Origin of the sequence: Streptomyces decoyicus, from assembly GCF_019880305.1 — a bacterium.
GTDB lineage: Bacteria > Actinomycetota > Actinomycetes > Streptomycetales > Streptomycetaceae > Streptomyces > Streptomyces decoyicus.
In genome coordinates, this window is record NZ_CP082301.1 from 3,140,759 (window position 1) to 3,165,373 (window position 24,615).

Genomic DNA, 24,615 nt, shown 5'->3' on the forward strand with positions numbered 1-24,615 from the left:
ACAAAACACCGGAGCCTAATGTCGCGGGCGCGGCGGGCGCCATCGCATTATCACCGCTTCGGGTGAGCCGTGGCGGCCGTTCAGCCGGTCGGCCTACGGACTTCGGTGTGTGCCAACCCGCCCGACCGGGGCACAAGATGCGAGAGTTTCCCAACGGGCGGCAGTTGCTCTGGCGGCGTACCGCGCGAATCCCCCGACACGACACGACCGCCGCAGTACAACCTTCGGCGGCGGCCGAGGAGTCCTTACCGACATGAGCGGACAACGCACAGGCTGGCGCCGTGTCCTCCCCACCTGGCGCATGGTGCTGGGTACCGTGCTGCTGTTCCTGCTGCTCGTCGTCGGCGGACTGGTCGTCGGCTATCTGCTCGTCGGCATCCCGCCGGCCAACAGCGCCGCCAAGGCCCAGAGCACCGTCTACCTCTACTCCGACGGCTCCGAGCTGGCCCGCGACGGCGAGGTCAACCGGCAGAACGTCAACCTCAGCCAGGTCCCGAAGTCCGTCCAGCAGGCCGTACTCGCCGCCGAGGACCGGGACTTCTACTCCGAGTCCGCGGTCGATCCCGCCGCGATGCTGCGCGCCGCCTGGAACACCGTGACCGGCAAGGGCAAACAGTCCGGCTCCACCATCACCCAGCAGTACGTGAAGAACTACTACCTCGGCCAGGAACAGACCGTCACCCGCAAGGCCAAGGAATTCTTCATCGCCATCAAGCTGGACCGCGAGGTGAGCAAGGACAACATCCTGGAGGGCTACCTCAACTCCAGCTACTACGGCCGCAACGCCTACGGCATCCAGGCCGCCGCCCAGTCCTACTACGGCCGGAACGCCGAGCAGCTGACCCTCGCCCAGGGCGCCTATCTCGCCACCCTCCTCAACGCCCCCAGCGCCTACGACATCAGCGCCCATCCCGGTAACCGTGCACGGGTACTGGCGCGCTGGCACTACGTCCTGGACGGCATGGTGTCGCAGAAGTGGCTCAGCAAGGCCGACCGGGCCGCGCTGGAGTTCCCCATGCCGCAGCCCGCCAAGCCCTCCGCGGGGCTGTCCGGCCAGCGCGGCTACCTCGTCGAGGCGGTCAAGAACTACCTCACCGACAACGAAATCCTCGACGAGGACACCCTGCGGGCCGGCGGCTACCGCATCACCACCACCATCAGCAAGAAGCGCCAGAACGCCTTCGTCAAAGCGGTCAACACCCGGGTGATGGACCGCCTCGACGACTCCCGGAAGGTCGACGGCTACGTCCGGGCCGGCGGCGCCTCCATCGACCCCGCGAGCGGCCGGGTCGTCGCCCTCTACGGCGGCATCGACTACGCCGAACAGTTCGTCAACGGCGCCACCCGCCGCGACTACCAGGTGGGCTCCACCTTCAAGCCGATCGTCTTCGCCTCCGCCGTACAGAACAACTCCACCACCCAGGACGGCGCCCGGATCACCCCCAACACCGTCTACGACGGCACCAACAAGCGGATGACGATCAGTCACGGCTCCCGCACCGGTTTCGCGCCCGCCAACGAGGACGACCGCTCCTACGGCCCGATCACCGTCAGCGAGGCCACCGACAAATCCGTCAACGCCGTCTACGCCCAGATGGGCATCGACGTAGGCCCCGCCAAGGTCAAGGCCACCGCAGTCGACCTGGGCATTCCCGCCGACACCCCCAGCCTGGCCTCGTCCGAGGGCGCGATCTCGCTGGGCACCGCCACCCCCAGCGTCCTGGACATGACCCAGGTCTACGCCACCCTCGCCCACCACGGCAGCCACCGGCCGTACAGCCTCGTCGACAAGGTCACCAAGAGCGAGGAGGACCTCGAACTCCCCGAGCGCGAGGAGACCACCGCGATCCCGCGCGCGGCCGCCGACACCACCACCTCGATCCTGCGCAGCGTCGTCGACGGCGGCACCGGTACCGCCGCGCAGGGCGCCGGGCGGCCCGCGGCCGGCAAGACCGGCACCGCCGAAGAGGACAAGGCCGCGTGGTTCGCGGGCTACACCCCCGATCTCGCCACGGTCGTCGCGGTGCTGGGCCAGAACCCGAAGAGCGCCGCCCAGGAGCCCCTGTACGGCGCGGGGGGCCTCTCCCGGGTCAACGGCGGCGACTACCCCGCCCAGATCTGGGCCGACTACACCGCGGCCGCGCTGAACGGGCGCCCGGTCCGCGACTTCGACCTGCAACTGGCGGAGGGCGCGGAGCCGGTGTCGCCCTCGCCGTCCGGCAGCGACTCGGCCTCGCCCAGCGAGTCGGGCTCGCCCTCCACCGGCCCGACCGGATCCACCACCCTCCCCACCCCGCCCACCGGCGCCCCGACGACCCCTCCGACCGTCGAACCGCCCACCCCCACCCCCGCCACCGAGCCCGCACCGACCACCGAGCCCACCAACGACTTCCCGACGGTGGCGCCCCAGAGCGGCGACGACCTGGAGCAGCGGATGCGGTGGAGGTGGGGCGACGGGTAGGGCAGCGGGCAGGGCACGCGCCCGTTCGGGGGACGCCGCACGGGGACGCGGGGACGCGGGGATGCCGCACGGGGACGCTGGGGGCCGTACGGGGGACGCGGGGAGTGCCGTACGGGGGATGCGGGATCTGCCGGACGGGGTGGCGGCCGCCAGAAGCGCGCGGACGTACCGTCAGTGCCCGGACGTCGCCTTGAGACCGACGACCGCCACGAGCAACAGGCAGATGAAGAAGATCCGGGCCGCCGTGGCCGGCTCGCCGAGCACCATCATGCCGACCACCGCCGCGCCGGCCGCGCCGATGCCGACCCACACGCCGTAGGCCGTCCCTATCGGCAGGGTCCGGGCCGCGTACGAGAGCAGCAGCATGCTGGCGACGATGCCCGCGCCGGTGCACACACTGGGCCACAGCCTGGTGAAACCGTCGGTGAACTTCATTCCGACCGACCAGCCGACCTCCAGCAGGCCGGCGACCATGAGCAGGATCCATGCCATGACGGGCACCTCCGCGAAAAGAGCTTCAACAGGGGTGCGTCGTCTTGTCCTGACCCGGTACGGCGCGTCTCGTCGGGTGCGTCCCGAGGCTAGCAAACGGCAGCGGAACGGGCGGTGACCGCGGTCACCGCCCGTTCCGGGGGCTCCAGGTCCCGGGGCTACAGGTCCCCGGGCTACAGGTCCCGGGGCCAGCAGGTGCCGGGGCTACAGGTACAGCCCGGTCGCGTCCTCCGCGCCCTCCAGCCGCTCCGCCGCCACCGCATGCAGATCGCGCTCGCGCATCAGCACGTATGCCACCCCGCGCACCTCGACCTCGGCCCGGTCCTCCGGGTCGTACAGCACCCGGTCCCCGACCTCCACGGTCCGCACGTTCTGCCCGACCGCGACCACCTCGGCCCAGGCCAGGCGACGGCCGACCGCCGCGGTCGCGGGAATGACGATGCCCCCCGACGAGCGGCGTTCGCCCTCGGGGATGTCCGTCCGGACCAGCACACGGTCGTGCAGCATCCGGATCGGCAGCTTGTCGTGGGTGTCCTTGGCGTTATTCGGGCTCACGGCATGACCGTACCTGCCCGGCGACGCCCGGAACGCACCCCCGGCCGCCCCGGGGCCGTCCGCGATCCGTCAGGCGCGCCCTGCGGGACAGCCCTCAGCAGCGCCGCTTGGAAGCGCGCAGCGTCAGCAGGCCGACCACGGCCACACCGACCATCGCCACCGGAATGATCCGCTCCAGCCGCGGCGCCCCGTCCTCCGACACCAGCTGGGCCCGCACATCCGTGAGCGCACGATTGGCGGCCACATACGCCCGCCCGGCCGTACGGTCCACGGCGGCCGACGCCCTCGCCTTGGCATCGTCCATGATCGTCTTCGGGTGCAGCCGCACACCGATCTCGTCGAGCGTGACGGCGAGCTCCTGCCGCCTGCGGACGATATCCGCCTCGATCTGCGCCGGGGTCCTGGCTTCCGCCACCGCGCTGCCTCCGTCGTCTCGCGCCGATGCGTACGAGGGCCGGGCACGAGCCCCGTACGGAACCGGCCACATGGCTGACTGCCGATTCGTGATGGACAGTCTGTCAGCTCATGCCCCCCTGCGCCCCACAGCACCCCCGTTTCGCACCCCCGAGACGCCCCCGGCACCGTTCCGCGCCCCGGCTGGCTAATGTCGGGGGCGTACGGATCCACGCTAAGGAGAGCCATGAGCGAGCGACTGCAGCCCGGCGACACCGCCCCCGCCTTCACCCTGCCCGACGCGGACGGCAAGCAGGTCTCGCTCGCCGACCACAAGGGGCGCAAGGTCATCGTGTACTTCTACCCGGCCGCCCTGACCCCCGGCTGCACCAAGCAGGCCTGCGACTTCACCGACAACCTCGACTTCCTGGCCGGCCACGGCTACGACGTCATCGGCATCTCCCCCGACAAGCCGGAGAAGCTCGCCAAGTTCCGGGAGAAGGAGGAGCTCGGGGTCACGCTCCTCGGCGACCCCGACAAGCAGATCCTTACGGCCTACGGCGCCTTCGGCGAGAAGAAGCTCTACGGCAAGACCGTCACCGGCGTCATCCGCTCCACCGTCATCCTCGACGAGGAGGGCAAGGTCGAGCGCGCCCTCTACAACGTCAAGGCCACCGGCCATGTCGCCAAGATCATCAAGGACCTGGGGCTGTAGGGCACGCCGTCCCCACCCGGTCCGGCAGTTCCAGCACCGCTTCGGCGCCGCCCTCCGCGGCGGCGCCGAAGTCCAGCCGCGCCCCCAGCACATCCGCCTGCCCGGCCGCGATCGTCAGCCCCAGACCGTGCCCGGTCCCCCGCTCCGGCGCCGCCGTACGGAACCGCCGCGGCCCCTCCGCACACAGCTCCGCCGGATACCCGGGACCGTGATCACGCACCACGATCCGCGACCCCGCCACCACCACCTCGATCGGCGGCTTCCCGTGCTTGGCCGCGTTGGCCAGGAGATTCACCAGCACCCGCTCCACCCGCCGCCGGTCCGTCTCCACGATCCGCGGCTCCCCCTCCACGGTCACCGACACCTCGTCCACCCCACGCTGCCGCGCCGCCCGCTTCACGATCCCGCGCACCAGCGACGGCAGCTCACAGGCGTCCACATCCGCCCGCTCCACACCCGCGTCCAGCCGTGAGACCTCCAGCAGGTCCTCCACCAGCCGCCGCATCGCCTGCGCCCGGTCCTGCACCATCTCCACCGCCCGCGGCTGCGGCAACAGCTCCGCGGCGGCCACCAGACCGGCCACCGGCGTCCGCAGCTCATGCGCCACATCCGCGGTGAACTCCCGCTCCGCCTGCGCCTGGGCCGCCAGCGACGTCGCCATGTGATGCACACTGCGGCCCAACTCGGCCACCTCGTCACGGCCGTGACTCGCCAGCGCATCCGCGTCGGGTGCCTCCCCCGCGGCGATCCGCCGCGCCGCCGCCGCACTCATCCGCAGCCGCCGCGACAGCCGCTGCGACACGAACCACGACACCACCGCCATCAGCGTGACCGTGCCGCACCCCGCGATCAGCAGCGCCCGGTCCAGGGTCAGTTGCGCCGGATCGTCGTGCGGGTAGGCCGCGGACACCGACAGCGTCCGCGTCGGGGCGCCCTCGCCGGAACCCCCGACCCCGGTCGCCGCCCACACCCGGGGGTCCTCACCGCCGCTGATGTACGTCCCCGACTGGTTCTTGAACACCGCTTCCCGCAACGGCGACGGCAAGGTCGCATCGTCCACCTGCGCCCCCAGCGCCCGCGTGCCGTCCCGCTCGTAGATCTGCAGCGCCGAACTCAGCCGGTCGTCCTGATACGCCCGCGCCGACCGCTCGCGCTCGACATCCGCTATGTGATGCACCGCGAACCCGAGCACCACCACGGCCAGCGCCGTCATACATGAAATGGCCAGGGCGATCCGGCCTCGAATGCCCATCACGCGAGGGTGTACATCTCCGTCGTGTCACCGAGCGGCGTCGAGCCCTCGTAGGTCACCTCGAGACCGGTGAACACCTGCCCGCCGTCGACCGGCTTCGGCCCGTAGAGCCGGAAGGTCGCCGGGAAACCACCGTCCCTGCCCACCCCGGCACCGGCCTTCTCCACCTGCACCACACCGACCCCCAGAGCCTCGCGCGAACCGTAGTACTTCCACGCGATCCCGGTCGCCACCATGCCGGCATCCTTGCAGGTCAGCGTAATCACATGAGGTTTGGACTCCGGCGCGCCGATCCCGCAGTCCCGGACACCCGGCAGGCCCCCCGAGAGCTTGCCGTCCTCCTTCACGTCCTGCACCGCGGACGTCTTCGGCGCGGCATCCACCGCCGACGCACGGTCCGACGCCTGCCCGAACCACACCCCGCCGGCCGTCAGCGCCGTCACCACGGCAAAGGCCACCAGCGCGGTACGCCCCCGGATCCAGCGGGACCCTTCGCGGTCGGTCATCACGATCTCCTCCCGGGGACCACGCCCCGTACCCCCACCCGGCAACACGCATGCCGCACCCGGCGCCCCACTCTCCCGTGCCCCGGACACAGGCTGATTGCCCCAACGCTGCGGTGACCGCTCGGCTGTGTACCAGTCCTGTAACAAGCCCTGTCGTACCTCTGGCGCTGCCCCGCTCCCACCCTGCTCAGAGCGCCTTCCGGTGCACCGGGAGAACCAGCCGCGCGTGACGAATCTCGCTTCGTCCGGCCAGAGGGGTTTGGAGTGGCGCTCCGCTGCGCAGGCGCACCTGTCGTATCCCCACCGCGCACCGCGCGCTGACCGACCGAGAGGACCGCCTCGTGCCGACCGGCAGCACCGAAGCAGAACCCGTTCCCGACCCGGACCGGGAAGCGCTCAAGCGCCACCGGGTGCTCTTCCGTGCCGTCGCCCGGCGCAAGAACCCCAAACTGCGGCGCACCGACATCACCGTCACCGACGAACCCACCGTCAAGCGTGCCGTGAAGGCCGCCGCGCTCGGCAACGCCATGGAATGGTTCGACTTCGGGATCTACAGCTATCTCGCGGTCACCATCGGCAAGGTCTTCTTCCCCGGCGGCAGCGACACCGCCAGCCTGCTGTCGTCCTTCGCGACGTTCGCCGTGGCCTTCCTCGTACGCCCCCTCGGCGGCGCCTACTTCGGCCCGCTCGGCGACCGCGTCGGCCGCAAGAAGGTCCTCGCCCTCACCATGATCATGATGGCGCTGGGCACCTTCTGCATCGGCCTGATCCCGTCCTACGACACCATCGGCTTCTGGTCGCCCGTCCTGCTCATCCTCTTCCGCCTCGTCCAGGGCTTCTCCACCGGCGGCGAGTACGGCGGCGCCTCCACCTTCATCGCCGAGTACGCCCCCGACAAGAAGCGCGGCTACTTCGGCAGCTTCCTGGAGATGGGCACCCTCATCGGCTACACCGGCGCCGCCGGCATCGTGCTGCTGCTCAACACCACCCTCGGCGACGACGCCATGCTCCACTGGGGCTGGCGCCTCCCGTTCCTGATCGCCGGCCCGCTCGGCCTCGTGGGTCTCTACCTCCGGGTCAAGCTCGACGAGACCCCGGCCTTCCAGAAGTTCGAGGCCTCCCACACCCACAGCGCCACCGGCTCCGTCGTCGAGGCCGAGGCCGAGTTCTCCCACCTCTCCGAGAACGCCCCCAAGAAGAAGATCAGCGAGATCTTCACCCAGCAGTGGCCCACCCTCATCCTCTGCATCGCCCTGGTCGGCGCGTACAACATCACCGACTACATGCTGCTGTCGTACATGCCGACGTACCTGACGGACACCCTCCACTACGAGGAGTCCCACGGTCTGCTGATCCTCCTCGGCACGATGATCGCCCTGATGTGCGTCATCAGCACCGTCGGCAAACTCAACGACCGCTACGGCCGCAAGCCCCTCCTGATGGCCGGCATGCTCGGCTTCTTCATCTTCGCGATACCGGCGTTCCTGCTGGTCAAGCAGGGCAGCATTCCCGCCGTCTGCGGCGGTATGGCCCTCCTCGGACTCTCCCTGGTCTGCCTCCTGGGCACCATGTCCGCCGCCCTGCCCGCGCTCTTCCCCACCAGCGTCCGCTACGGCTCGCTCTCCATCGGCTACAACCTGGCGGTCTCCCTCTTCGGCGGCACCACCCCCCTGGTCATCACCGCCCTCATGGATGCCTTCCACGGCAACGTCATGGTCCCCGCCTACTACACGATGGGCGCCGCGCTCGTCGGCGTCATCGCCGTGGCCTGCATGAAGGAAACCGCCCAGCAGCCCCTCGACGGCTCCCCGCCCTCCGTGGCCACCAAGGAAGAAGCCGTCGAACTCATCGAGTCCCAGACACCGGAACCGCGCTTCTGACCTGCCCCGCACAGCACCCAAGGGGCCTCGGGAATCCTCTCCCGAGGCCCCTTCCTCCTTTTCCGCCTCGCCCTTTCCGCCTCCTCCTTTTCCACGACCCCCCTCCTTTTCCGCCACCCGCCGTAACCGGCCCCACGTTCGATCGTTGTTCTGTTCGAGAGGCGCGCGGGGGTGGGCCTGGTGCGCGGGACGGGGGGATTCATGCCGGTCAGTCCGTACACCCGGGAGCGGCTCGTGGAGGTGGCTTCGTCTTCGCGGACGCTCTCGGAGGCGTTAATCAAACTCGGGGTGGATCCGAAGGGGGCGTCGCGGCGTTACGTCCATGATCGAATGAGGGCAATGGGCGTAGATACTTCACATTTTGAGCGTGAGGGGACGCGCTGGTCCAAGGAAGCCCTTGAGGAGGTGGTGGCACTGTCGACGAACGTGTGCGAGGTCTTACGACGGCTCGGTCTCGACCCCGTAGGGGGCCAGCACTCCCACATCAGCCGACGCATCCAGAACCTGGGGATCGACACTTCGCACTTTTCTCCGGTCGGCCGGAGGAAGACCAAGGCTCGTCGGCGGTGCAGCCCCGAGGAGCTCCTTGTGCACGAGGAAAACCCGGGTCGACGAATGCCGAGCAATCGCCTCAAGGCTGCAATGCTCGCGCTCGGGGCGGACGAGCGGTGCGCCGCCTGCCGTACCGGGCCCGTCTGGCGCGACCGCCCGCTGCCGCTGGAGGTCGATCACATCGACGGAAACTGGCGTAACAACTGTCGGGAGAACCTGCGGTTCCTGTGCCCCAACTGCCACTCTGCCACGGATACTTACCGGGGGCGCAACAAGGGCATCCGCGCCCGCCCCACCGGAACGGCGCAATGAGCTACAGCATGCGCTACACCCGGGAATTGCTGACCGAAGCCGCAGGGCGTTGCACGAACATCGACGAAGTCATCGCATTCTGCGGCGGCCGCTCCTACCATCAGCTGCGGCGGCACCTGTTCAGGCGCTTCGAGCACTTCGGAATCGATGTATCGCACTTCAAGCCCGTCACACGGCGCGCCACCCACCTCCGCCGCCCCAGCAGGGACGCCCTTCAGGAAGCCGTCAGCGCCTCGCCCTCCATCGCTGCTGCCCTGCGGCATCTGGAGAGGCCCGACAACTCTCGCACCCGCGCGCTGTTCCACCAGTGGGTATCCGACTACGGCATCGACACGAGCCAGTTCCTGGGGCAGGCACATATGCGCGGGAAGCCGGGGACCACACCGGTCAAGGGTCCTGAGCAGATACTTGTGAAGCACTGCGGGAAGCGCCGGACAAGAACCGTGATGCTACGGCGAGCCCTGCGGCAGATCGGCGTGCCGGAGCGATGCGCCGAGTGCGGGACAGGCCCCGCCTGGCATGGCAAGCCCATGACTCTCGAGATCGACCACATCAACGGCGATTGGCGCGACGACCGCCCCGAGAATGTGCGCCTTCTCTGCCCCAACTGCCATGCGGTGACCGATACTTGGTGTCGCGGCGGTCGGCACCGGCGGTAGACCCCCCGCTGCGCCGACCAACAAGTATCATGGCCGTGGCAAGCGGCCGTGATGGAATTGGCAGTCATGCTGGCTTTAGGTGCCAGTGGGGTAACACCCGTGAGGGTTCGAGTCCCTCCGGCCGCACACCTCGGATTCGAAGGCCCGGCCCCGCCGAAACGCGGGGCCGGGCCTTCGCCATTCATGTACGGGCCGGCTCAGCCCAACAACTCCCGCACCACCGGTGCCAGCGCCCGGAAGGCCTGGCCGCGGTGGCTGATGGCGTTCTTCTCGTCGGGGGTCAGTTCGGCGCAGGTACGGCTCTCGCCGAGGGGCTGGAGGATGGGGTCGTAGCCGAAGCCACCGGTGCCGGCGGGGGTTTGGCGGAGGGTGCCTTCGAGCCTGCCTTCCACGACGCGCTGGGTGCCGTCGGGGAGGGCGAGGGCCGCGGCGCAGGCGAAGTGGGCGGCACGGTGTTCGTCGGCGATGTCGGCGAGCTGGGCGAGGAGCAGGGTGAGGTTGGCCTGGTCGTCACCGTGCTTGCCGGCCCAGCGGGCGGAGAAGATCCCCGGGGCGCCGCCGAGGACGTCGACACAGAGGCCGGAGTCGTCGGCGACGGCGGGGTGACCGGTGGCCTCGGCGAGGGCGTGGGCCTTGAGGAGGGCGTTCTCGGCGAAGGTGACGCCGGTTTCCTTGACGTCCGGGATGTCGGGGTAGGCGTCGGCGCCGACGAGGTCGACGTCGAGGTCGGCGGCCTCCAGGATGGCCCGGAGTTCGATGACCTTGCCCGCGTTACGGGTGGCGAGGATGAGGCGACGAGGGGCTGTGGGGCGTCCACCGGTGTGAGGCTGCATGGGGAGTGATTATCCCGGTGTGCAGATCTTGGTCATTGCACTGGTCCCGTCGACGATCGGCTGGATGTCGGGGGCCTTGTTGTTGTCGAGGTCCTTGCGGGCGGCCTTGATGCCGTTGTTCGTCTTGTCGATGGCCTTGGACAGCTCGGGGTCGTGCGCGTCCTTGCTGAGCTTCTTCAGGTTGCTGTCGATGTTGTCGAGGGCCTGCTCGGCCTTCTGCGGATCGGTGAGGGAGTTGTCCGCGGCCTGCTGGAGCTTGTCGACGGCGTTGACGACGGAGGTGGCGGTCTTGGCGCAGTCCATGGCCTTCTCGACCGCTCCGCAGGCGGAGAGCAGCGGTATCGCGAGGGTGGCGGCGGCTAATGCGGCGAGTGCGGTGGTGGCGGGGCGACGGTGCCGGCGCGTACGCGGGGCCATGGTGCGGTTCCTTCCCTTGGGTCATGCTCGGGCAAAGGAAGAAACGCCGGGCGGGGGTGTTTTGGTTGCCCCGATGCCACGACAGGGTCGAGGACCGGACAGCAGGGCTGGACGGCGGGACCGGAGACCGGACGGCAGCGGTGCGGGACAGGAGCCGGTTCGCTGGGGCCGCGCAGGACCAGCCGGGCGCCGCGAAACGAATCGGCGGCCAGCTGAGGCCTGCGGTCGGACAGGACCCGCGGTCGGATGAGGCCGGCCGTCAAGCAGGACCCGCGGTCAGATGAGGCAGGCGGGCAGACAAGGCCCGCAGTCGGACAGGCCCCGCCGTCAGACGAGCCCGGTCTGGGTGAGCAGCATGGCGAGGACGACGACGAGGGTCCAGCCGAGGACGTGCTCGAGGAGTCGGGAGTCGTCCTGGGGCCCGCCGGTGCGGGCGCGGGCGCGGGGCGCGGTCACGGCAGTCGTGGGCATGGCTCCACCATGCGACGGGGCCGGGAGGCTTTTCCAGAGATGGATGTCCCATGAGAAAAGGGTCACAGGGGGAGGTTTCCGGGGCCCACCGGGCCCTCCGGGTCCTCCGGGCCCTCCCCCTGTGTCCTGGGGTGGCTTCAGAGCGTGCGGGCCAGCGCCGCCCGCTGGGCCTCGTCGAGCTCGGCGCAGCCGGCCACGGCGAGGTCGAGGAGGGAGTTGAGTTCCTCGCGGGCGAAGGGTTCGGCTTCGGCGGTGCCCTGGACCTCGACGAAGCGGCCGTCGCCGGTGCAGACGACGTTCATGTCGGTGTCGGCGCGGACGTCTTCCTCGTAGCAGAGGTCGAGGAGGGGGGTGCCGTCGACGATGCCGACGCTGACGGCGGAGACGGTGCCGGTGAGGGGCTTGCGGCCGTGCTTGATGAGCTTCTTGCCCTGGGCCCAGGTGATGGCGTCGGCGAGGGCGACGTAGGCGCCGGTGATGGCGGCGGTGCGGGTGCCGCCGTCGGCCTGGAGGACGTCGCAGTCCAGGACGATGGTGTTTTCGCCGAGGGCCTTGTAGTCGATGACGGCGCGCAGGGAGCGGCCGATGAGGCGGCTGATTTCGTGGGTCCGGCCGCCGATCTTGCCGCGTACGGATTCGCGGTCGCCGCGGGTGTTGGTGGAGCGGGGCAGCATCGAGTATTCGGCGGTGACCCAGCCTTCGCCGGTGCCCTTGCGCCAGCGCGGTACGCCCTCGGTGACGGATGCGGTGCAGAAGACTTTGGTGTCGCCGAAGGAGATGAGGACGGAGCCTTCGGCGTGCTTGCTCCAGCCGCGTTCGATGGTGACCGGGCGGAGTTGTTCGGGGGTGCGGCCGTCGATGCGAGACATGGCGTAGACCCTATCGGGAACGACGAGGGCCCCACTCCGGGGCGGTGGATCGTCCGGGGCGGGGCCTTCGGGAGCGGCCGGGAGGCCGGCTCGTCAGCTCACATCATGTCTTCGATCTCGGCGGCGATGGGGTCCGCGTCGGTGCCGATGACAACCTGGATCGCGGTGCCCATCTTGACGACGCCGTGGGCGCCGGCGGCCTTGAGGGCGGCCTCGTCGACGAGAGAGGAGTCGACGACCTCGGTGCGGAGGCGGGTGATGCAGCCCTCGACCTCTTCGATGTTGTCGAGTCCGCCGAGCCCGGCGACGATCTTCTCAGCCTTGCTGGCCATGTCCACTCCTGCTTGTCTCGGCCGCCGGCGGTCCCGCCGTGCGGTTTTCACACCGTAACGCACGTTCAGCCCAACTATGTGGGCGTTTGTCCGCTGTCTGACGAAGGATGGCGATCATCGGAGTGCGCACCGGGACGGCGTGCACCACGAGTGGTCTACACCACCAGTATGCGGCAAGCACGAGGTCGGTTGCCGACGGGCCGACTGCCGGGAGGACACCGATGAGTTCGAACGCAGCGGCGGCGGCACCGTGGAAGAGCTGGGCGTCGAATCTCTTCCAGGGCTTGCAGAAGATGGGGCGCAGTCTTCAGCTGCCGATTGCCGTACTGCCCGCTGCGGGGATTCTCAACCGTCTTGGCCAGCCGGATGTGTTCGGCGCGGACGGGCTGGGCTGGGACGCCGTCGGCAAGGTCTTCGCGGCCGCGGGCGGTGCGCTGCTGGATTCGGGGCTCGGGCTGCCGCTGCTGTTCTGCATCGGTGTGTCGATCGGCATGGCCAAGAAGGCGGACGGGTCGACGGCGCTGGCCGGGGTGACCGGATTCCTCGTCTACTTCTCGGTGCTGCACGCGTTCCCGTCCGGCTGCGCCTCGGGCCAGACGTACACGCAGGCGGGCCTGTGGAGCGGGGTGTGCGTGGACAGGACGCAGACGGTCACGCAGGCCGCCTTCCAGAACCCGGGGGTGTTCGGCGGCATCGTCATGGGGTTCCTGACGGCCTGGCTCTGGCAGCGCTTTCACCGGGTGAAGCTGGTGGACTGGCTGGGGTTCTTCAACGGCCGCCGGCTGGTTCCGATCATCATGGCCTTCGTGGGCCTGGTGTTCGCGGTGCTGTGCCTGTTCGTCTGGCAGCCGGTCGGTGACGGGCTGACGAGCTTCAGCGAGTGGCTGTCGGGGCTGGGCGCGGGGGGTTCGGGAATCTTCGGTGTCGCCAACCGTGCGCTGCTGGTGATCGGCCTGCATCAGTTCCTGAACACCTTCGTCTGGTTCCAGTTCGGCAGTTTCACCAAACCGGACGGCACGGTCGTCCACGGTGACATCAACCGGTTCCTGGCGGGCGACCCGGATGCGGGGCAGTTCACCACCGGCTTCTTCCCGATCATGATGTTCGCGCTGCCGGCCGCGGCGCTGGCGATCGTGCACTGCGCCAAGCCGCACCGCCGCAAGGAGATCGCGGGCATGATGCTGTCGGTCGGCCTGACGTCGTTCGTGACGGGTGTGACCGAGCCGATCGAGTATTCGTTCATGTTCGTGGCGCCGGCGCTGTACGCGATCCATGCCGTGCTGACGGGTGTGTCGATGGCGGTGAGCTGGGCGCTGGGGGTGCACGACAGCTTCAGCTTCTCGGCGGGTCTGATCGACTACGTCATCAACTGGGGACTGGCGACCAAGCCCTGGCTGATCATTCCCATCGGTTTGTGTTTCGCGGTGGTCTACTACGCCCTCTTCCGTTTCGTCATCACGAAATTCAAGCTGGCGACGCCCGGCCGCGAGCCGGATGAAGTGGGGGACGCGATGGAGCAGGAGAACGTGAAATAGGGCGGCGCACCATCCGCGGGAATTCCCCGCCGGGGCAGCCGTACCGGCCCCCACCTCAGCCTTTGTTGGCGCATCTGCCGGCCCCTGGGTCCCGTGACCCAGGGGCCGGTCGCCATGTGGTCCACACCACTTGGAAGAATGGATTCCTTTATGTCGGGGCTACGTGCTAAGAATGGTCTAAACCACCAGTGGTGTAGACCAAGGTGTAGACCAAACGAGCGGGCCGTCCCCCCTTGCGAGTGCCCGCCTCACCAGGAGGAATCCGATGAGTTCGGCCACCGCCACGGCGGCCCCCGAGAAGAAGGGCCGCGGCTCCGGCGCCATGGCAGTAGCCCAGCGCATTGGCCGCAGCCTCATGCTGCCGATCGCCACGCTGCCCGCCGCCGCGCTGATGGTCCGCCTGGGCCAGCCGGACATGCTCGGCCGGGAGTCGTTCCCCGCCTTCCTGAACAAGATCGCCGAATTCATGGCGGCGGGCGGCGGCGCGCTCCTGGACAACATGCCGCTGCTCTTCGCGGTCGGTATCGCCATCGGCTTCGCCAAGAAGGCGGACGGCTCCACCGCGCTGGCCGCCGTCGTCGGCTACCTGGTCTTCAGCAAGGTGCTGGGCACCTTCGGCGACGCCAGTCTGCCGAAGATCCAGAAGGTCGTCGACGGGAAGATAGCCGACGTCGCCCCGCCGGTGGACGCGGGCGTGCTCGGCGGTGTGGTGATGGGCATCGTGGTCGCCCTGCTCTACCAGCGCTACAGCCGCAAGAAGCTCCCGGACTGGCTGGGCTTCTTCAGCGGCCGGCGCCTCGTGCCGATCCTGGCCTCCTTCGCCGGCCTGGTGATCGGCATCGTCTTCGGCTACATCTGGCCGGTCCTGGGCACGGCCCTGCACGACTTCGGCCAGTGGCTGGTCGGCTCCGGCGCCGTCGGCGCGGGCATCTTCGGTGTCGCCAACCGCGCGCTCATCCCGGTCGGCATGCACCACCTGCTGAACTCCTTCCCGTGGTTCCAGGCCGGCGACTTCGACGGCAAGCACGGTGACATCGCCCGCTTCCTCGCCGGCGACCCGCACGCCGGCCAGTTCATGACCGGCTTCTTCCCGATCATGATGTTCGCGCTCCCGGCCGCCTGCCTGGCGATCGTGCACTGCGCCCGCCCCGAGCGCCGCAAGGTCGTCGGCGGCATGATGCTCTCGCTCGCGCTGACCGCCTTCGTCACCGGCGTCACCGAGCCCATCGAGTTCACGTTCATGTTCATCGCCCCGGTGCTGTACGCGATCCACGCGGTGCTGACCGGTATCTCGATGGCGCTGACCTGGGCCCTGGGCATGAAGGACGGCTTCGGCTTCTCGGCCGGCGCCATCGACTACGCGCTGAACCTGGGCATCGCCACCAAGCCGTGGCTGCTGGCGCTGGTGGGGCTCTGCTTCGCCGCGCTGTACTACGTGGTCTTCCGCTTCGCCATCACGAAGTTCAATCTCCCCACACCGGGCCGCGAATCCGACGAGGAGATCGCCGAGCTGGACAAGGCGCAGTTCAAGGCCTGAGCCGTACGGAACGGCGAAGGGCCCCGGAGCCGACAGACTCCGGGGCCCTTCGCCGTGCCGCGGGGCTCCGCCCGCTCAGATCTCGTAGACCGCGCCCGCCTTGGCCACCTCGACCGGCCGGTCATAGACCTTCTGGACGTCACGGACGCTGATGTCCGGGTCGGTCCACGGCGGGATGTGGGTCAGCACCAGCCGCCCCGCACCGGCCCGCTGGGCGATCTCGCCGGCCTCCCGGCCGTTGAGGTGAAGGTCCGGGATGTCTTCCTTGCCGTAGGTGAAGGACGCCTCGCACAGGAAGAAGTCGGCGCCCGCGGCGAGGCTCTCCAGCGCGTCGCACGGGCCGGTGTCCCCGGAGTACGTCAGGGACCGGCCGCCGTGCTCGATGCGGAAGGCGAAGGACTCCACCGGGTGGCTGACCCGCTCCGTGCGGATCGTGAACGGCCCGATGGTGAAGGTGCCCGGCGTCAGGGTGCGGAACCCGAAGACCTCGCTCATCGCGCCGTCGTACGGCAGATCGGCGTGCGCGACGGTCAGCCGGCGCTCGGTGCCGGCCGGCCCGTAGACCGGCATCGGCGCGCAACGGCCGCCGTCCGGGCGGTAATAGCGCACCACGAAATAGCCGCACAGGTCGATGCAGTGATCGGCATGCAGATGCGACAGGAGTACGGCATCCAGGTCATAGAGGCCGATGTGGCGCTGGAGCTCGCCCAGGGCGCCGTTGCCCATGTCGAGGAGCAGCCTGAAGCCGTCGGCCTCCAGGAGGTAGCTCGAGCAGGCCGATTCCATGGAAGGGAACGACCCCGAGCATCCGACGACAGTGAGCTTCATAGCGGGCGTGAACCTCCGTGGGCGGGGGCGGCGGTGTAGGGGTCTCCCCTGCTGGCATCCCGTCGAGAGCTCGGGGAAGGGTCCATGCGGGGTTTCCCGGCGGGGCCTTGCCGGGTGGTGCCGGGTCCTGGGCGGTCGGTGCGGTGCCCACGAGCGTAAGGCGCAAAAGGTCCTGTGGCTCCTCCAGCGGGGCGAGCTGTGGGCGGAATCACCAGTCTGGGCTGTCGCCCCGTACGCCCGTACGTAGTCGCCGGTCCCGCCGGGCATTCCGCCGGGCCCTCGTCAGGAGAGCGGATCGTCACGGCCGGAAGGTGGTGCGGGGGTGCCCCGCCGTTCGCGGGTGCACCCCCGGGAAAGAGTCCCGCCGCCGCGGTACGCCCCCACGACGGCGAGGGCCCGGCGGTACACGTGCCGGGCACGGCGGGCAGGTGCGGCCCCCTACGCCCAGAGCTGGCCGTGCAGCGTGGCGATCGCCGCTTCCGTGGACTCGGCGGTGTACACGCCGGTGGAGAGGTACTTCCAGCCGCCGTCGGCGACGACGAAGACGATGTCGGCGCTCTCGCCCGCCTTGACGGCCTTCTTGCCGACGCCGATCGCGGCGTGCAGCGCCGCGCCGGTGGAGATGCCCGCGAAGATGCCTTCCTCGGCGAGGAGTTCACGGGTGCGGCGGACCGCGTCCTGTGAGCCGACCGAGAAGCGGGTGGTGAGCACGGACTCGTCGTAGAGCTCGGGGATGAAGCCCTCGTCGAGGTTGCGCAGACCGTAGACGACATCGTCGTAGCGCGGCTCGGCGGCGACGATCTGGACGCCGGGGACGTGCTCGCGCAGATAGCGGCCGACGCCCATGAGCGTGCCGGTGGTGCCCAGACCGGCCACGAAATGGGTCACGGAGGGGAGGTCGGCGAGGATCTCGGGGCCGGTGGTGGCGTAGTGCGCACCGGCGTTGTCGGGGTTCCCGTACTGGTAGAGCATCACCCAGTCGGGGTGCTCGGCGGACAGCTCCTTGGCCACCCGGACGGCCGTGTTGGAGCCGCCCGCGGCGGGCGAGGAGATGATCTCGGCGCCCCACATCGCGAGCAGCTCACGCCGCTCGGACGAGGTGTTCTCCGGCATGACGCACACGATGCGGTAGCCCTTGAGCTTGGCCGCCATGGCGAGCGAGATGCCGGTGTTGCCGCTGGTCGGCTCGAGGATGGTGCAGCCGGGGGTGAGCCGGCCGTCCTTCTCGGCCTGTTCGATCATGTGGAGCGCGGGGCGGTCCTTCACCGAACCCGTGGGGTTGCGGTCCTCCAGCTTCGCCCAGATGCGGACGTCGTCGGAGGGTGACAGGCGCGGGAGGCGGACGAGAGGGGTGTTCCCGACCGCCGCCAGCGGGGAGTCGTACCGCACGTCACACCATTCCGCCGGCCACTGCCGGGAGGATCGTCACGTTGTCGCCGTCGGCGAGCTTGGTGGAGATGCCTTCCAGGAAGCGGACGTCCTCGTCGTTGAGGTAGACGTTCACGAAGCGGCGCAGCTGCTCGCCGTCGACAATGCGCTCACGGATGCCGGTGTGCCGGCTGTCCAGGTCGGTGAAGAGGTCGGCGAGGGTCTCTCCGCTGCCCTCGACGGCCTTCTGACCGTCGGTGTAGGTGCGCAGGATGGTGGGGATTCGGACCTCGATGGCCATGAGAGTGCTCCTGTCGGAGTGCGGTGGCGGGGGCTGTGCGTCCCGTGTGCACGGCGCTACGGCGTGCCGGGAGGGCGTCGGGTGACGCCGGAAGTACGGGGCTGGGGCGGCGCGCGCGCCGCGCGGCCGGTACGGGCCCGGTCAGGCGGCGGCGCAGCGCGGACAGATGGCGCTGGAAAGGCGGCACAGATCCACGTGCAGCCGTGCGGCTCCGCAGCCGAACGCGCCCAGTAGTGCGGATGCCGAGCGACGCGTGGCGAGCGGAGCGAGCAGCAGCATGCCCGGCCTCTTCTCGCTCACGTCGTGGTCAACCATGCGGTCATCGTATCGATTCCCGGTCCGGGTATTGGAACCTCGTCCCATGATGTGGACGATTGGTGTACGCCAGGTGGGACGCGCTCAGGAGTACGCCGCCACGACCTCGACCTCTTCCTCGGTGACCTCGCCGTTCACGATCCGGTACGAGCGGAACTGGAAGGGCCCGGCGTCGTCGGTGTCGGCGGTGGAGACCAGGACATAGTGGGCGCCGGGCTCGTTCGCGTAGGAGATGTCGGTGCGCGAGGGGTAGGCCTCGGTGGCGGTGTGCGAGTGATAGATGATCACCGGCTCCTCGTCCCGGTCGTCCATCTCGCGGTAGAGCTTGAGCAGGTCCGCGGAGTCGAATTCGTAGAACGTGGGCGAACGGGCGGCGTTCAGCATCGGGATGAACCGCTCGGGGCGGTCACTGCCCGCCGGGCCCGCGACCACGCCGCAGGCCTCGTCGGGGTGGTCCTGGCGGGAGTGCTCGACGATCTGGTCGAAGAGCGCCTTGGTGAGGGTCAGCATGGCGCCAAGAATAGACAGCGGGCCCGCACGTACCGAAGAGTGGTACGCACGGGCCCGCATGCTGGACTGTCGGGGGGATTTACCCTCTTCCGTCCGTTACTGCCTCAGCTCTTGGTGTCCTTGGTGGGGGCATCCTTCGGTGCCTCGCCGACCGTCAGGCCGTTCGCCGCGTCCCGCCGCTTGATGCAGAGGTAGCCCACGCCGAGGATGAGCGCCCACACGGGAGCCGCGTAGAGCGAGATCCTGGCGTCCGGGTCGACGCCCATCATCACGATCACCATGGCGATGAAGGCCAGCGCGAAGATCGAGGTGTAGGGGCTGCCGGGCGCCTTGAAGTCGGACTGCGGCAGCTCGCCGCGGTTCGCCTTGGCGCGGTAGCGCAGCTGCGAGGCCAGGATGACGATCCACGCCCACATACCGGAGATGGTGGCGAAGGAGACGACGTAGTTGAACGCCTCACCGGGCCACTGGTAGTTGATGTAGACGCCGAACAGCATCATCGCGACCGAGACGCCGGTACCCCAGGTGGGCAGGCCGTTCTTGCTGAGCTTGGTGAAGAACTTCGGGCCCTGGCCGTTGAGCGCGAGGTCGCGCAGCATCCGGCCGGTGGAGTACATGCCGGAGTTCGCGGAGGAGAGTGCGGCGGTCAGCACCACGAAGTTGACGATGCCGGCACCGGCCGGCAGGCCGATCTGCTGGAAGGCGGCGACGAAGGGGCTGACGCCCGGCTCGAAGACCGTCCAGCTGACGACGGACAGGATGATGATCAGCGCACCGATGTAGAAGAGGCCGATCCGCCACGGCACGGTGTTGATCGCCTTGGGCAGGACCTTCTTGGGGTTGGTCGCCTCGCCCGCGGTCACGCCGACGAGCTCGACGGCGAGGAAGGCGAACATCACGATCTGCAGCGTCATCAGCGTGCCGCCGATGCCCTTGGGGAAGAAGCCGCCGTGGGACCACAGGTTGGTGAAGGAGGCGGTGTCACCGGCGTCGGAGAAGCCGAGGGTGATGACGCCGAGGCCGATCAGGATCATGCCGATGATCGCGGTGACCTTGACCATCGAGAACCAGAATTCCAGCTCACCGAAGATCTTCACGGAGATCAGGTTGATACCGAAGAGCGCGCACGTGAAGACGAGCGCCGCAGCCCATTGCGGTATGTCCTTGTTCCAGTACTGCACGTAGGTGGCCGCGGCGGTCACTTCCGTGATGCCGGTGACGACCCAGAACAGCCAGTACGTCCAGCCGGTCACGAAGCCGATGAAGGGGCCGAGGAACTCGCGGCCGTACTCCGAGAAGGATCCGGAGACGGGGCGGTACATGAGCAGCTCGCCCAGGGCCCGCATGATGAAGAAGATGACCAGACCGACGATGGCGTAGGCGAGGATGATGCTCGGCCCGGCCATGGAGATCGCCTTGCCGGCTCCGAGGAAGAGGCCGGTACCAATGGCGCCGCCGATGGCGATCATCTGGATCTGACGGTTTCCCAGACCCCGCTGATAGCCCTCTTCGGGGGCCTCGCCAGGTGCCTCATTGCCGTCGTGTTGCTTGTCGACCTGCATAGAGGTCATGTGTGGTGCGCCTTTCTCCATACCGACCCGGTCTGTCCGGATCGGGTCCCGATCCCCCCGGATGGAGTTCCTGCACGCCGACGGTCGGCCGGCACAGCGCTCCCGCGGCGACAGGGGTGGCGTCGCTCACGGCAGGTCGTGAACATGTATCACGGCGATTCGCGGACCGCCTAGGGATGGCGTGAATCAAACCATGAGAGAAAGGGGACAAGGTCCCTTAAGTGCCGCAATTCACATGGGGGCAGTGATGCGATCGTTATCCGGATTTGAGCATCCGCTGAGCGAACACTGCGCCAACAGAGCGGGTAGTACGCCCGGATTTCAGCCCATCAAGGACTCGACGAGAGTCTCCTGGAGCCCGCCGAGCCAGAGGTAAGCCATCACCATCGGCTTGCGCGGGTCGCTGTCCGGCAGCCGCAGCAGCTCGCCGCCGTCCTCTTCATCGGTCACTTCAAGCCGTGTTCCGATGGCCAGCCTGAGGTCATTGAGGGCCCCCAGCCACTGCCGGCACTCACCCGGGTCGAGGCGGAGCGTCGCGCGGTCACCGGCGGGCGCCAGCGTGTCCAGCGCGCGGATCAGCGCCAGGGCGTCCTCGCGCTTGCGGGAGCGCAGGTCGTTCTCGGTGTAGCGGCGGAACTCGGCGGAGGCGGCGCGCACGTCGTCGTCGGGGACGAGGTCGGGCCCGCCGTAGGCGTCGGGGAAGAGCCGGGCCAGGACCGGGTCGGCGGGCGGTTCGCTGGGGCCGTCGTTGAAGATCGACGCCAGCAGGTCGTCGCTCTCGCTCTCCCCGGCCTCCTCGCCCGGACCGAGCAGCTCTATCAGCTGGACGGCGAGGCTGCGCAGGATGGAGATCTCGACCTCGTCGAGGGGTACGGCGGCGCCGCCGCCGGGCAGCGGCTCGAAGTGCCCGGTCATTTGCGGTCCTGCTGGAGGGTCGCCCACAGGCCGTAGCCGTGCATCGCCTGCACGTCGCGTTCCATTTCCTCGCGGCTGCCGCTGGAGACCACCGCGCGTCCCTTGTGATGGACGTCGAGCATCAACTGGTGCGCCTTGTCCTTGGAGTAGCCGAAGTACGACTGGAAGACGTACGAGACATAGCTCATGAGGTTGACCGGGTCGTTGTGGACGATCGTGACCCACGGGAGGTCGGGTTCGGGGACCTCGAAGGGAGCCTCGCTCGACTCGGGACGCTCGACCTCGACCGGGACACTGAGGGTGCAGCGATGCGGCCGGAGCGTAATCGTGGGGGACGGGTGGGCGCTCACAGGCCCCATGCTGCCACCCGGGGGCGGGCGACGCACAAATGCCCCTCGCGCGGGCCGCGTCGGCCAGCTGCGTACCGAGGCCGGGAGCGGCCTTTTGTCCGCCCCGGAGCACTATCGTCAGAGTGACGAGTATCGGGGGTAGCATTTCCTCCATGAACACAGCAGACCTGGGGCTGCCGGTGGCCGTGCCGTCGACTGCGCTCTTCACCGACCAGTACGAACTCACCATGCTGCAGGCCGCGTTGCGGTCCGGCACCGCGGACCGGCGCTCGGTCTTCGAGGTCTTCACCCGCCGGCTTCCCGAGGGCCGCCGTTACGGCGTGGTGGGCGGCACCGGCCGGGTGCTGGACGCGGTGGAGAACTTCCGCTTCGACGAGACCATCCTCGGCTTCCTGCGCGAGCGCGGCATCCTCGACGAGCCGACGCTGGAGTGGCTGGCCGACTACCGCTTCCGCGGCGACATCTGGGGCTACCCGGAGGGCGAGGTCTACTTCCCCGGCTCCCCGGTCATGCGGGTCGAGGGCACCTTCGCCGAGGCGGTCCTCCTGGAGACGGTGATCCTCTCGATCCTCAACCACGACTCCGCGGTGGCCGCGGCCGCCTCCCGGATGTCGGTGGCGGCCGGCGACCGCCCGCTGATGGAGATGGGCGCCCGCCGCACCCATGAGCTCTCGGCGGTGGCCGCGTCCCGCGCCGCGTACGTCGGCGGCTTCCACACCACCTCCGACCTGGCCGCCGGGTTCCGCTACCACATCCCCACCGTCGGCACCAGCGCCCACGCCTTCACCCTGCTGCACGACACCGAGCGGGACGCCTTCACCGCGCAGGTCGAGACCCTCGGCAGCGGTACGACCCTGCTCGTGGACACCTTCGACGTCACCGAGGCGGTGCGCACCGCCGTGGAGGTGGCCGGGCCCGGTCTCGGCGCCGTACGGATCGACTCCGGCGATCTGCTGCTGATCGCCCACCGGGTGCGCCACCAGCTGGACGAGCTGGGCGCCGGGAAGACCAAGATCGTGGTGACCAGCGATCTGGACGAGTACGCCATCGCCTCGCTGGCCGCCGCGCCGGTGGACGCGTACGGCGTCGGCACCCAGGTGGTGACCGGCAGCGGGCACCCGACCTGCTCGATGGTCTACAAGCTGGTCGCCCGCGCCGACGGCGAGGAGCCCGGCACGCCGCTGCGGCCGGTCGCGAAGAAGTCGATGGGCGCCAAGACCTCGCACGGCGGCCGTAAGTGGGCCGCGCGCCGGGTCGACGAGGACGGTGTGGCCGTGGCCGAGGTCATCGGCACCGGGCCGGTCCCGGCGGAGCTGGCCGACCGGCAGCTGCTGGTGCCGCTGGTGAGCGCCGGCAAGGTGGTCGCGCGCGAGCCGCTGGACGCCGCCCGCGACCGGCACATCGCCGCCCGCGACCGGCTGCCGCTGTCGGCGACCCAGCTCTCCCGCGGCGAGCCCGTGCTGCCCACCGAGTACGTCTGACCGGGGGCCGTCGCCCGCGAGCGGGGTGCCGGGCGGCGGCTGCCGGACGCCGTGCCCGGCATCCGCACCTCCCGCCGGGCTCCGCACCACTCCCGCAATCCCCTTGCAGTGGCTACCCTCGGTCACACCACCGCTCCGCGCCCCTCCCCCGATTTCCAGCCGGAAGGCACGCACCATGCACCGGGCATTGATCGTCGTTGATGTGCAGAACGACTTCTGCGAGGGCGGCAGCCTCGCGGTGGCGGGAGGTGCGGATGTCGCGGCGGCCATCACCGATCTGATCGGCCAGGCGGCCGGCGGCTGCTACCGCCATGTCGTGGCCACCCGGGACCACCACATCGATCCCGGCGACCACTTCTCCGACACCCCGGACTACGAGCACTCCTGGCCGGTGCACTGCGTGGCCGGCACGGAGGGCAGCAGCTTCCACCCCAATTTCGCCCCGGCGCTCGCCTCCGGCGCCATCGACGCGGTCTTCGACAAGGGCTCCCACACCGGCGCCTACAGCGGCTTCGAGGGCGCGGACGAGAACGGCGTCCCGCTCGCGGACTGGCTGCACGCGCACCGCGTCAGCGAGGTCGATGTGGTCGGCATCGCCACCGACCACTGCGTACGCGCCACCGCCCTGGACGCGGTCCGCGCCGGGCTGCGCACCCATGTCCTGCTGGATCTGACCGCCGGTGTGGCCGCGCGCACCACCGAGCGGGCGCTGGAGGAGCTGCGGGCGGCCGGCGCCGAGCTGACCGGCAAGCCGGTGGTCCTCGGCGGATAGGGGTGATCCGGAAGACACGCCCTGAGGAGGCCGCGGAGCCCGTCAGGCGGCCGATGCGGGGCGCTCGTCGTCCCCGTCCGGGCCCTCCCCCCTGACCGGGAGCGCAGGGTTCCGCAGCAGCGCCCGTATCGGGTGCCAGGACTCGGTGTCGTCCTCCGGGGCCTCGCGCCAGACCAGGCCGTCCGGATGGTGCAGGACGGCCGTGATCTCGTCGGGTGTGGGCGGCTCGCTGTTGCCGCGCAGGTAGACGGCCCGCAGCCCGAGGTTGCGCAGCCTGGTCAGGGCGCGCTGTCGGTTCACGGCGTGGACCAGGACCCGCACCCGGCAACCGCAGTCGTAGAGGCCGCCGCGCGCCCCGTGGGGCGGTCTGGGCAGCGAGAGGGCGACCACCACGCTTCCGCCAGGAAGCCTGATGAAACCGCCACCGGACATC

General features: G+C 69.5%; 28 protein-coding genes, 1 tRNA gene and 1 riboswitch. Of the genes, 10 read left to right on the plus strand and 19 right to left on the minus strand.

What is annotated here, in order from left to right; genetic code table 11:
* The first annotated feature begins 253 nt into the window (after positions 1-253).
* A complete protein-coding gene (locus K7C20_RS13715) occupies positions 254-2,461 on the plus strand; it encodes a transglycosylase domain-containing protein (RefSeq protein WP_052414260.1) in 2,208 nt (735 codons plus the stop codon).
* Positions 2,462-2,632: 171 nt separating this feature from the next.
* On the opposite strand, the gene K7C20_RS13720 is transcribed toward K7C20_RS13715, so the two are convergent.
* The 3 genes from K7C20_RS13720 to K7C20_RS13730 all read right to left on the minus strand — a co-directional run bounded on the left by K7C20_RS13720 (position 2,633) and on the right by K7C20_RS13730 (position 3,923).
* Positions 2,633-2,953: a DMT family transporter gene (locus K7C20_RS13720; protein ID WP_053209763.1), complete on the minus strand. Its 321-nt coding sequence runs from the start codon at positions 2,951-2,953 to the stop codon at positions 2,633-2,635.
* 33 nt (positions 2,954-2,986) lie between these two features.
* A riboswitch (guanidine-III (ykkC-III) riboswitch) is annotated at positions 2,987-3,048 on the minus strand.
* A gap of 109 nt (positions 3,049-3,157) precedes the next feature.
* Positions 3,158-3,460 carry a GroES family chaperonin gene (locus K7C20_RS13725; RefSeq protein WP_048828920.1) on the minus strand — a complete coding sequence of 101 codons (303 nt, stop codon included), beginning with the start codon at positions 3,458-3,460 and terminating at the stop codon, positions 3,158-3,160.
* A 142-nt stretch (positions 3,461-3,602) separates the two neighbouring features.
* Complete coding sequence (locus tag K7C20_RS13730; RefSeq protein ID WP_030077356.1) at positions 3,603-3,923, minus strand: DUF3618 domain-containing protein; 321 nt, start codon at positions 3,921-3,923, stop codon at positions 3,603-3,605.
* Between the two features lie 225 nt (positions 3,924-4,148).
* Between K7C20_RS13730 and bcp the strand changes: the two genes are divergently transcribed.
* Positions 4,149-4,616, plus strand: a complete 468-nt coding sequence (bcp, locus tag K7C20_RS13735; RefSeq protein WP_030077358.1) for a thioredoxin-dependent thiol peroxidase — start codon at positions 4,149-4,151, stop codon at positions 4,614-4,616.
* On the opposite strand, the gene K7C20_RS13740 is transcribed toward bcp, so the two are convergent.
* Positions 4,597-5,868 (minus strand): sensor histidine kinase, encoded by a 1,272-nt coding sequence (locus K7C20_RS13740; protein WP_053209762.1) that lies wholly within the window; start codon positions 5,866-5,868, stop codon positions 4,597-4,599. The genes bcp and K7C20_RS13740 overlap by 20 nt on opposite strands.
* Positions 5,868-6,374: a hypothetical protein gene (locus K7C20_RS13745; RefSeq protein ID WP_030077364.1), complete on the minus strand. Its 507-nt coding sequence runs from the start codon at positions 6,372-6,374 to the stop codon at positions 5,868-5,870. Before K7C20_RS13745 ends, K7C20_RS13740 begins: the two co-directional genes overlap by 1 nt.
* A 341-nt stretch (positions 6,375-6,715) precedes the next feature.
* Between K7C20_RS13745 and proP the strand changes: the two genes are divergently transcribed.
* The 4 genes from proP (at position 6,716) to K7C20_RS13765 (ending at position 9,903) form a co-directional block, all read left to right on the plus strand.
* Entirely contained in the window at positions 6,716-8,254 is a 1,539-nt protein-coding gene (gene proP, locus K7C20_RS13750) for a glycine betaine/L-proline transporter ProP (protein WP_053209761.1), read from the plus strand.
* A 201-nt stretch (positions 8,255-8,455) separates the two neighbouring features.
* Positions 8,456-9,118 (plus strand): HNH endonuclease signature motif containing protein, encoded by a 663-nt coding sequence (locus tag K7C20_RS13755; protein ID WP_030077368.1) that lies wholly within the window; start codon positions 8,456-8,458, stop codon positions 9,116-9,118.
* Positions 9,115-9,777 carry an HNH endonuclease gene (locus tag K7C20_RS13760; RefSeq protein ID WP_030077369.1) on the plus strand — a complete coding sequence of 221 codons (663 nt, stop codon included), beginning with the start codon at positions 9,115-9,117 and terminating at the stop codon, positions 9,775-9,777. Before K7C20_RS13755 ends, K7C20_RS13760 begins: the two co-directional genes overlap by 4 nt.
* Before the next feature lie 42 nt (positions 9,778-9,819).
* A tRNA-Leu gene (locus K7C20_RS13765) sits at positions 9,820-9,903 on the plus strand.
* A gap of 71 nt (positions 9,904-9,974) precedes the next feature.
* Here the strand turns inward: K7C20_RS13765 and rdgB are convergent.
* From rdgB to K7C20_RS13790, 5 genes are all read right to left on the minus strand, one after another.
* On the minus strand, positions 9,975-10,610 hold the full coding sequence (rdgB, locus tag K7C20_RS13770; RefSeq protein WP_053209760.1) for an RdgB/HAM1 family non-canonical purine NTP pyrophosphatase: 636 nt from the start codon (positions 10,608-10,610) through the stop codon (positions 9,975-9,977).
* Positions 10,611-10,619: 9 nt separating this feature from the next.
* On the minus strand, positions 10,620-11,027 hold the full coding sequence (locus tag K7C20_RS13775) for a hypothetical protein (RefSeq protein ID WP_030077371.1): 408 nt from the start codon (positions 11,025-11,027) through the stop codon (positions 10,620-10,622).
* Positions 11,028-11,354: 327 nt separating this feature from the next.
* Positions 11,355-11,498: an SCO1431 family membrane protein gene (locus K7C20_RS13780; RefSeq protein WP_107083468.1), complete on the minus strand. Its 144-nt coding sequence runs from the start codon at positions 11,496-11,498 to the stop codon at positions 11,355-11,357.
* 137 nt (positions 11,499-11,635) lie between these two features.
* The gene (gene rph, locus K7C20_RS13785) at positions 11,636-12,367 is read right to left on the minus strand and encodes a ribonuclease PH (protein ID WP_030077374.1); all 732 of its coding nucleotides are present in this window, start codon (positions 12,365-12,367) and stop codon (positions 11,636-11,638) included.
* 98 nt (positions 12,368-12,465) lie between these two features.
* Complete coding sequence (locus K7C20_RS13790) at positions 12,466-12,705, minus strand: glucose PTS transporter subunit EIIB (protein WP_208683897.1); 240 nt, start codon at positions 12,703-12,705, stop codon at positions 12,466-12,468.
* Between the two features lie 215 nt (positions 12,706-12,920).
* Between K7C20_RS13790 and K7C20_RS13795 the strand changes: the two genes are divergently transcribed.
* Together K7C20_RS13795 and K7C20_RS13800 are read left to right on the plus strand one after the other, a co-directional pair.
* Entirely contained in the window at positions 12,921-14,234 is a 1,314-nt protein-coding gene (locus tag K7C20_RS13795) for a PTS transporter subunit EIIC (RefSeq protein WP_030077378.1), read from the plus strand.
* Between the two features lie 265 nt (positions 14,235-14,499).
* On the plus strand, positions 14,500-15,771 hold the full coding sequence (locus K7C20_RS13800) for a PTS transporter subunit EIIC (RefSeq protein WP_053209759.1): 1,272 nt from the start codon (positions 14,500-14,502) through the stop codon (positions 15,769-15,771).
* Positions 15,772-15,846: 75 nt separating this feature from the next.
* On the opposite strand, the gene K7C20_RS13805 is transcribed toward K7C20_RS13800, so the two are convergent.
* The 8 genes from K7C20_RS13805 to clpS all read right to left on the minus strand — a co-directional run bounded on the left by K7C20_RS13805 (position 15,847) and on the right by clpS (position 21,929).
* Entirely contained in the window at positions 15,847-16,599 is a 753-nt protein-coding gene (locus K7C20_RS13805) for an MBL fold metallo-hydrolase (RefSeq protein ID WP_030077382.1), read from the minus strand.
* A 438-nt stretch (positions 16,600-17,037) separates the two neighbouring features.
* Entirely contained in the window at positions 17,038-17,988 is a 951-nt protein-coding gene (locus K7C20_RS13810; protein ID WP_030077387.1) for a PLP-dependent cysteine synthase family protein, read from the minus strand.
* A 1-nt stretch (position 17,989) separates the two neighbouring features.
* Positions 17,990-18,268 carry a MoaD/ThiS family protein gene (locus K7C20_RS13815; RefSeq protein WP_030077388.1) on the minus strand — a complete coding sequence of 93 codons (279 nt, stop codon included), beginning with the start codon at positions 18,266-18,268 and terminating at the stop codon, positions 17,990-17,992.
* Positions 18,269-18,409: 141 nt separating this feature from the next.
* Positions 18,410-18,583 (minus strand): putative leader peptide, encoded by a 174-nt coding sequence (locus K7C20_RS13820; protein WP_107426016.1) that lies wholly within the window; start codon positions 18,581-18,583, stop codon positions 18,410-18,412.
* Positions 18,584-18,667: 84 nt separating this feature from the next.
* Complete coding sequence (locus K7C20_RS13825; protein WP_030077390.1) at positions 18,668-19,093, minus strand: M67 family metallopeptidase; 426 nt, start codon at positions 19,091-19,093, stop codon at positions 18,668-18,670.
* 104 nt (positions 19,094-19,197) lie between these two features.
* On the minus strand, positions 19,198-20,664 hold the full coding sequence (locus K7C20_RS13830; RefSeq protein WP_030077392.1) for an amino acid permease: 1,467 nt from the start codon (positions 20,662-20,664) through the stop codon (positions 19,198-19,200).
* A 321-nt stretch (positions 20,665-20,985) separates the two neighbouring features.
* Positions 20,986-21,579: a DUF2017 domain-containing protein gene (locus K7C20_RS13835; RefSeq protein ID WP_053209758.1), complete on the minus strand. Its 594-nt coding sequence runs from the start codon at positions 21,577-21,579 to the stop codon at positions 20,986-20,988.
* On the minus strand, positions 21,576-21,929 hold the full coding sequence (gene clpS / locus K7C20_RS13840) for an ATP-dependent Clp protease adapter ClpS (protein ID WP_107083467.1): 354 nt from the start codon (positions 21,927-21,929) through the stop codon (positions 21,576-21,578). Before clpS ends, K7C20_RS13835 begins: the two co-directional genes overlap by 4 nt.
* A 152-nt stretch (positions 21,930-22,081) precedes the next feature.
* Here clpS and K7C20_RS13845 point away from each other — a divergent pair, with 152 nt between their 5' ends.
* Together K7C20_RS13845 and K7C20_RS13850 are read left to right on the plus strand one after the other, a co-directional pair.
* Positions 22,082-23,410, plus strand: a complete 1,329-nt coding sequence (locus K7C20_RS13845; protein WP_053209757.1) for a nicotinate phosphoribosyltransferase — start codon at positions 22,082-22,084, stop codon at positions 23,408-23,410.
* A gap of 175 nt (positions 23,411-23,585) precedes the next feature.
* A complete protein-coding gene (locus K7C20_RS13850) occupies positions 23,586-24,182 on the plus strand; it encodes an isochorismatase family protein (RefSeq protein ID WP_053209756.1) in 597 nt (198 codons plus the stop codon).
* Between the two features lie 42 nt (positions 24,183-24,224).
* Here the strand turns inward: K7C20_RS13850 and K7C20_RS13855 are convergent, their stop codons facing one another.
* Positions 24,225-24,614 carry a hypothetical protein gene (locus K7C20_RS13855; RefSeq protein WP_048828910.1) on the minus strand — a complete coding sequence of 130 codons (390 nt, stop codon included), beginning with the start codon at positions 24,612-24,614 and terminating at the stop codon, positions 24,225-24,227.
* Between the last annotated feature and the right edge of the window lies 1 nt (position 24,615).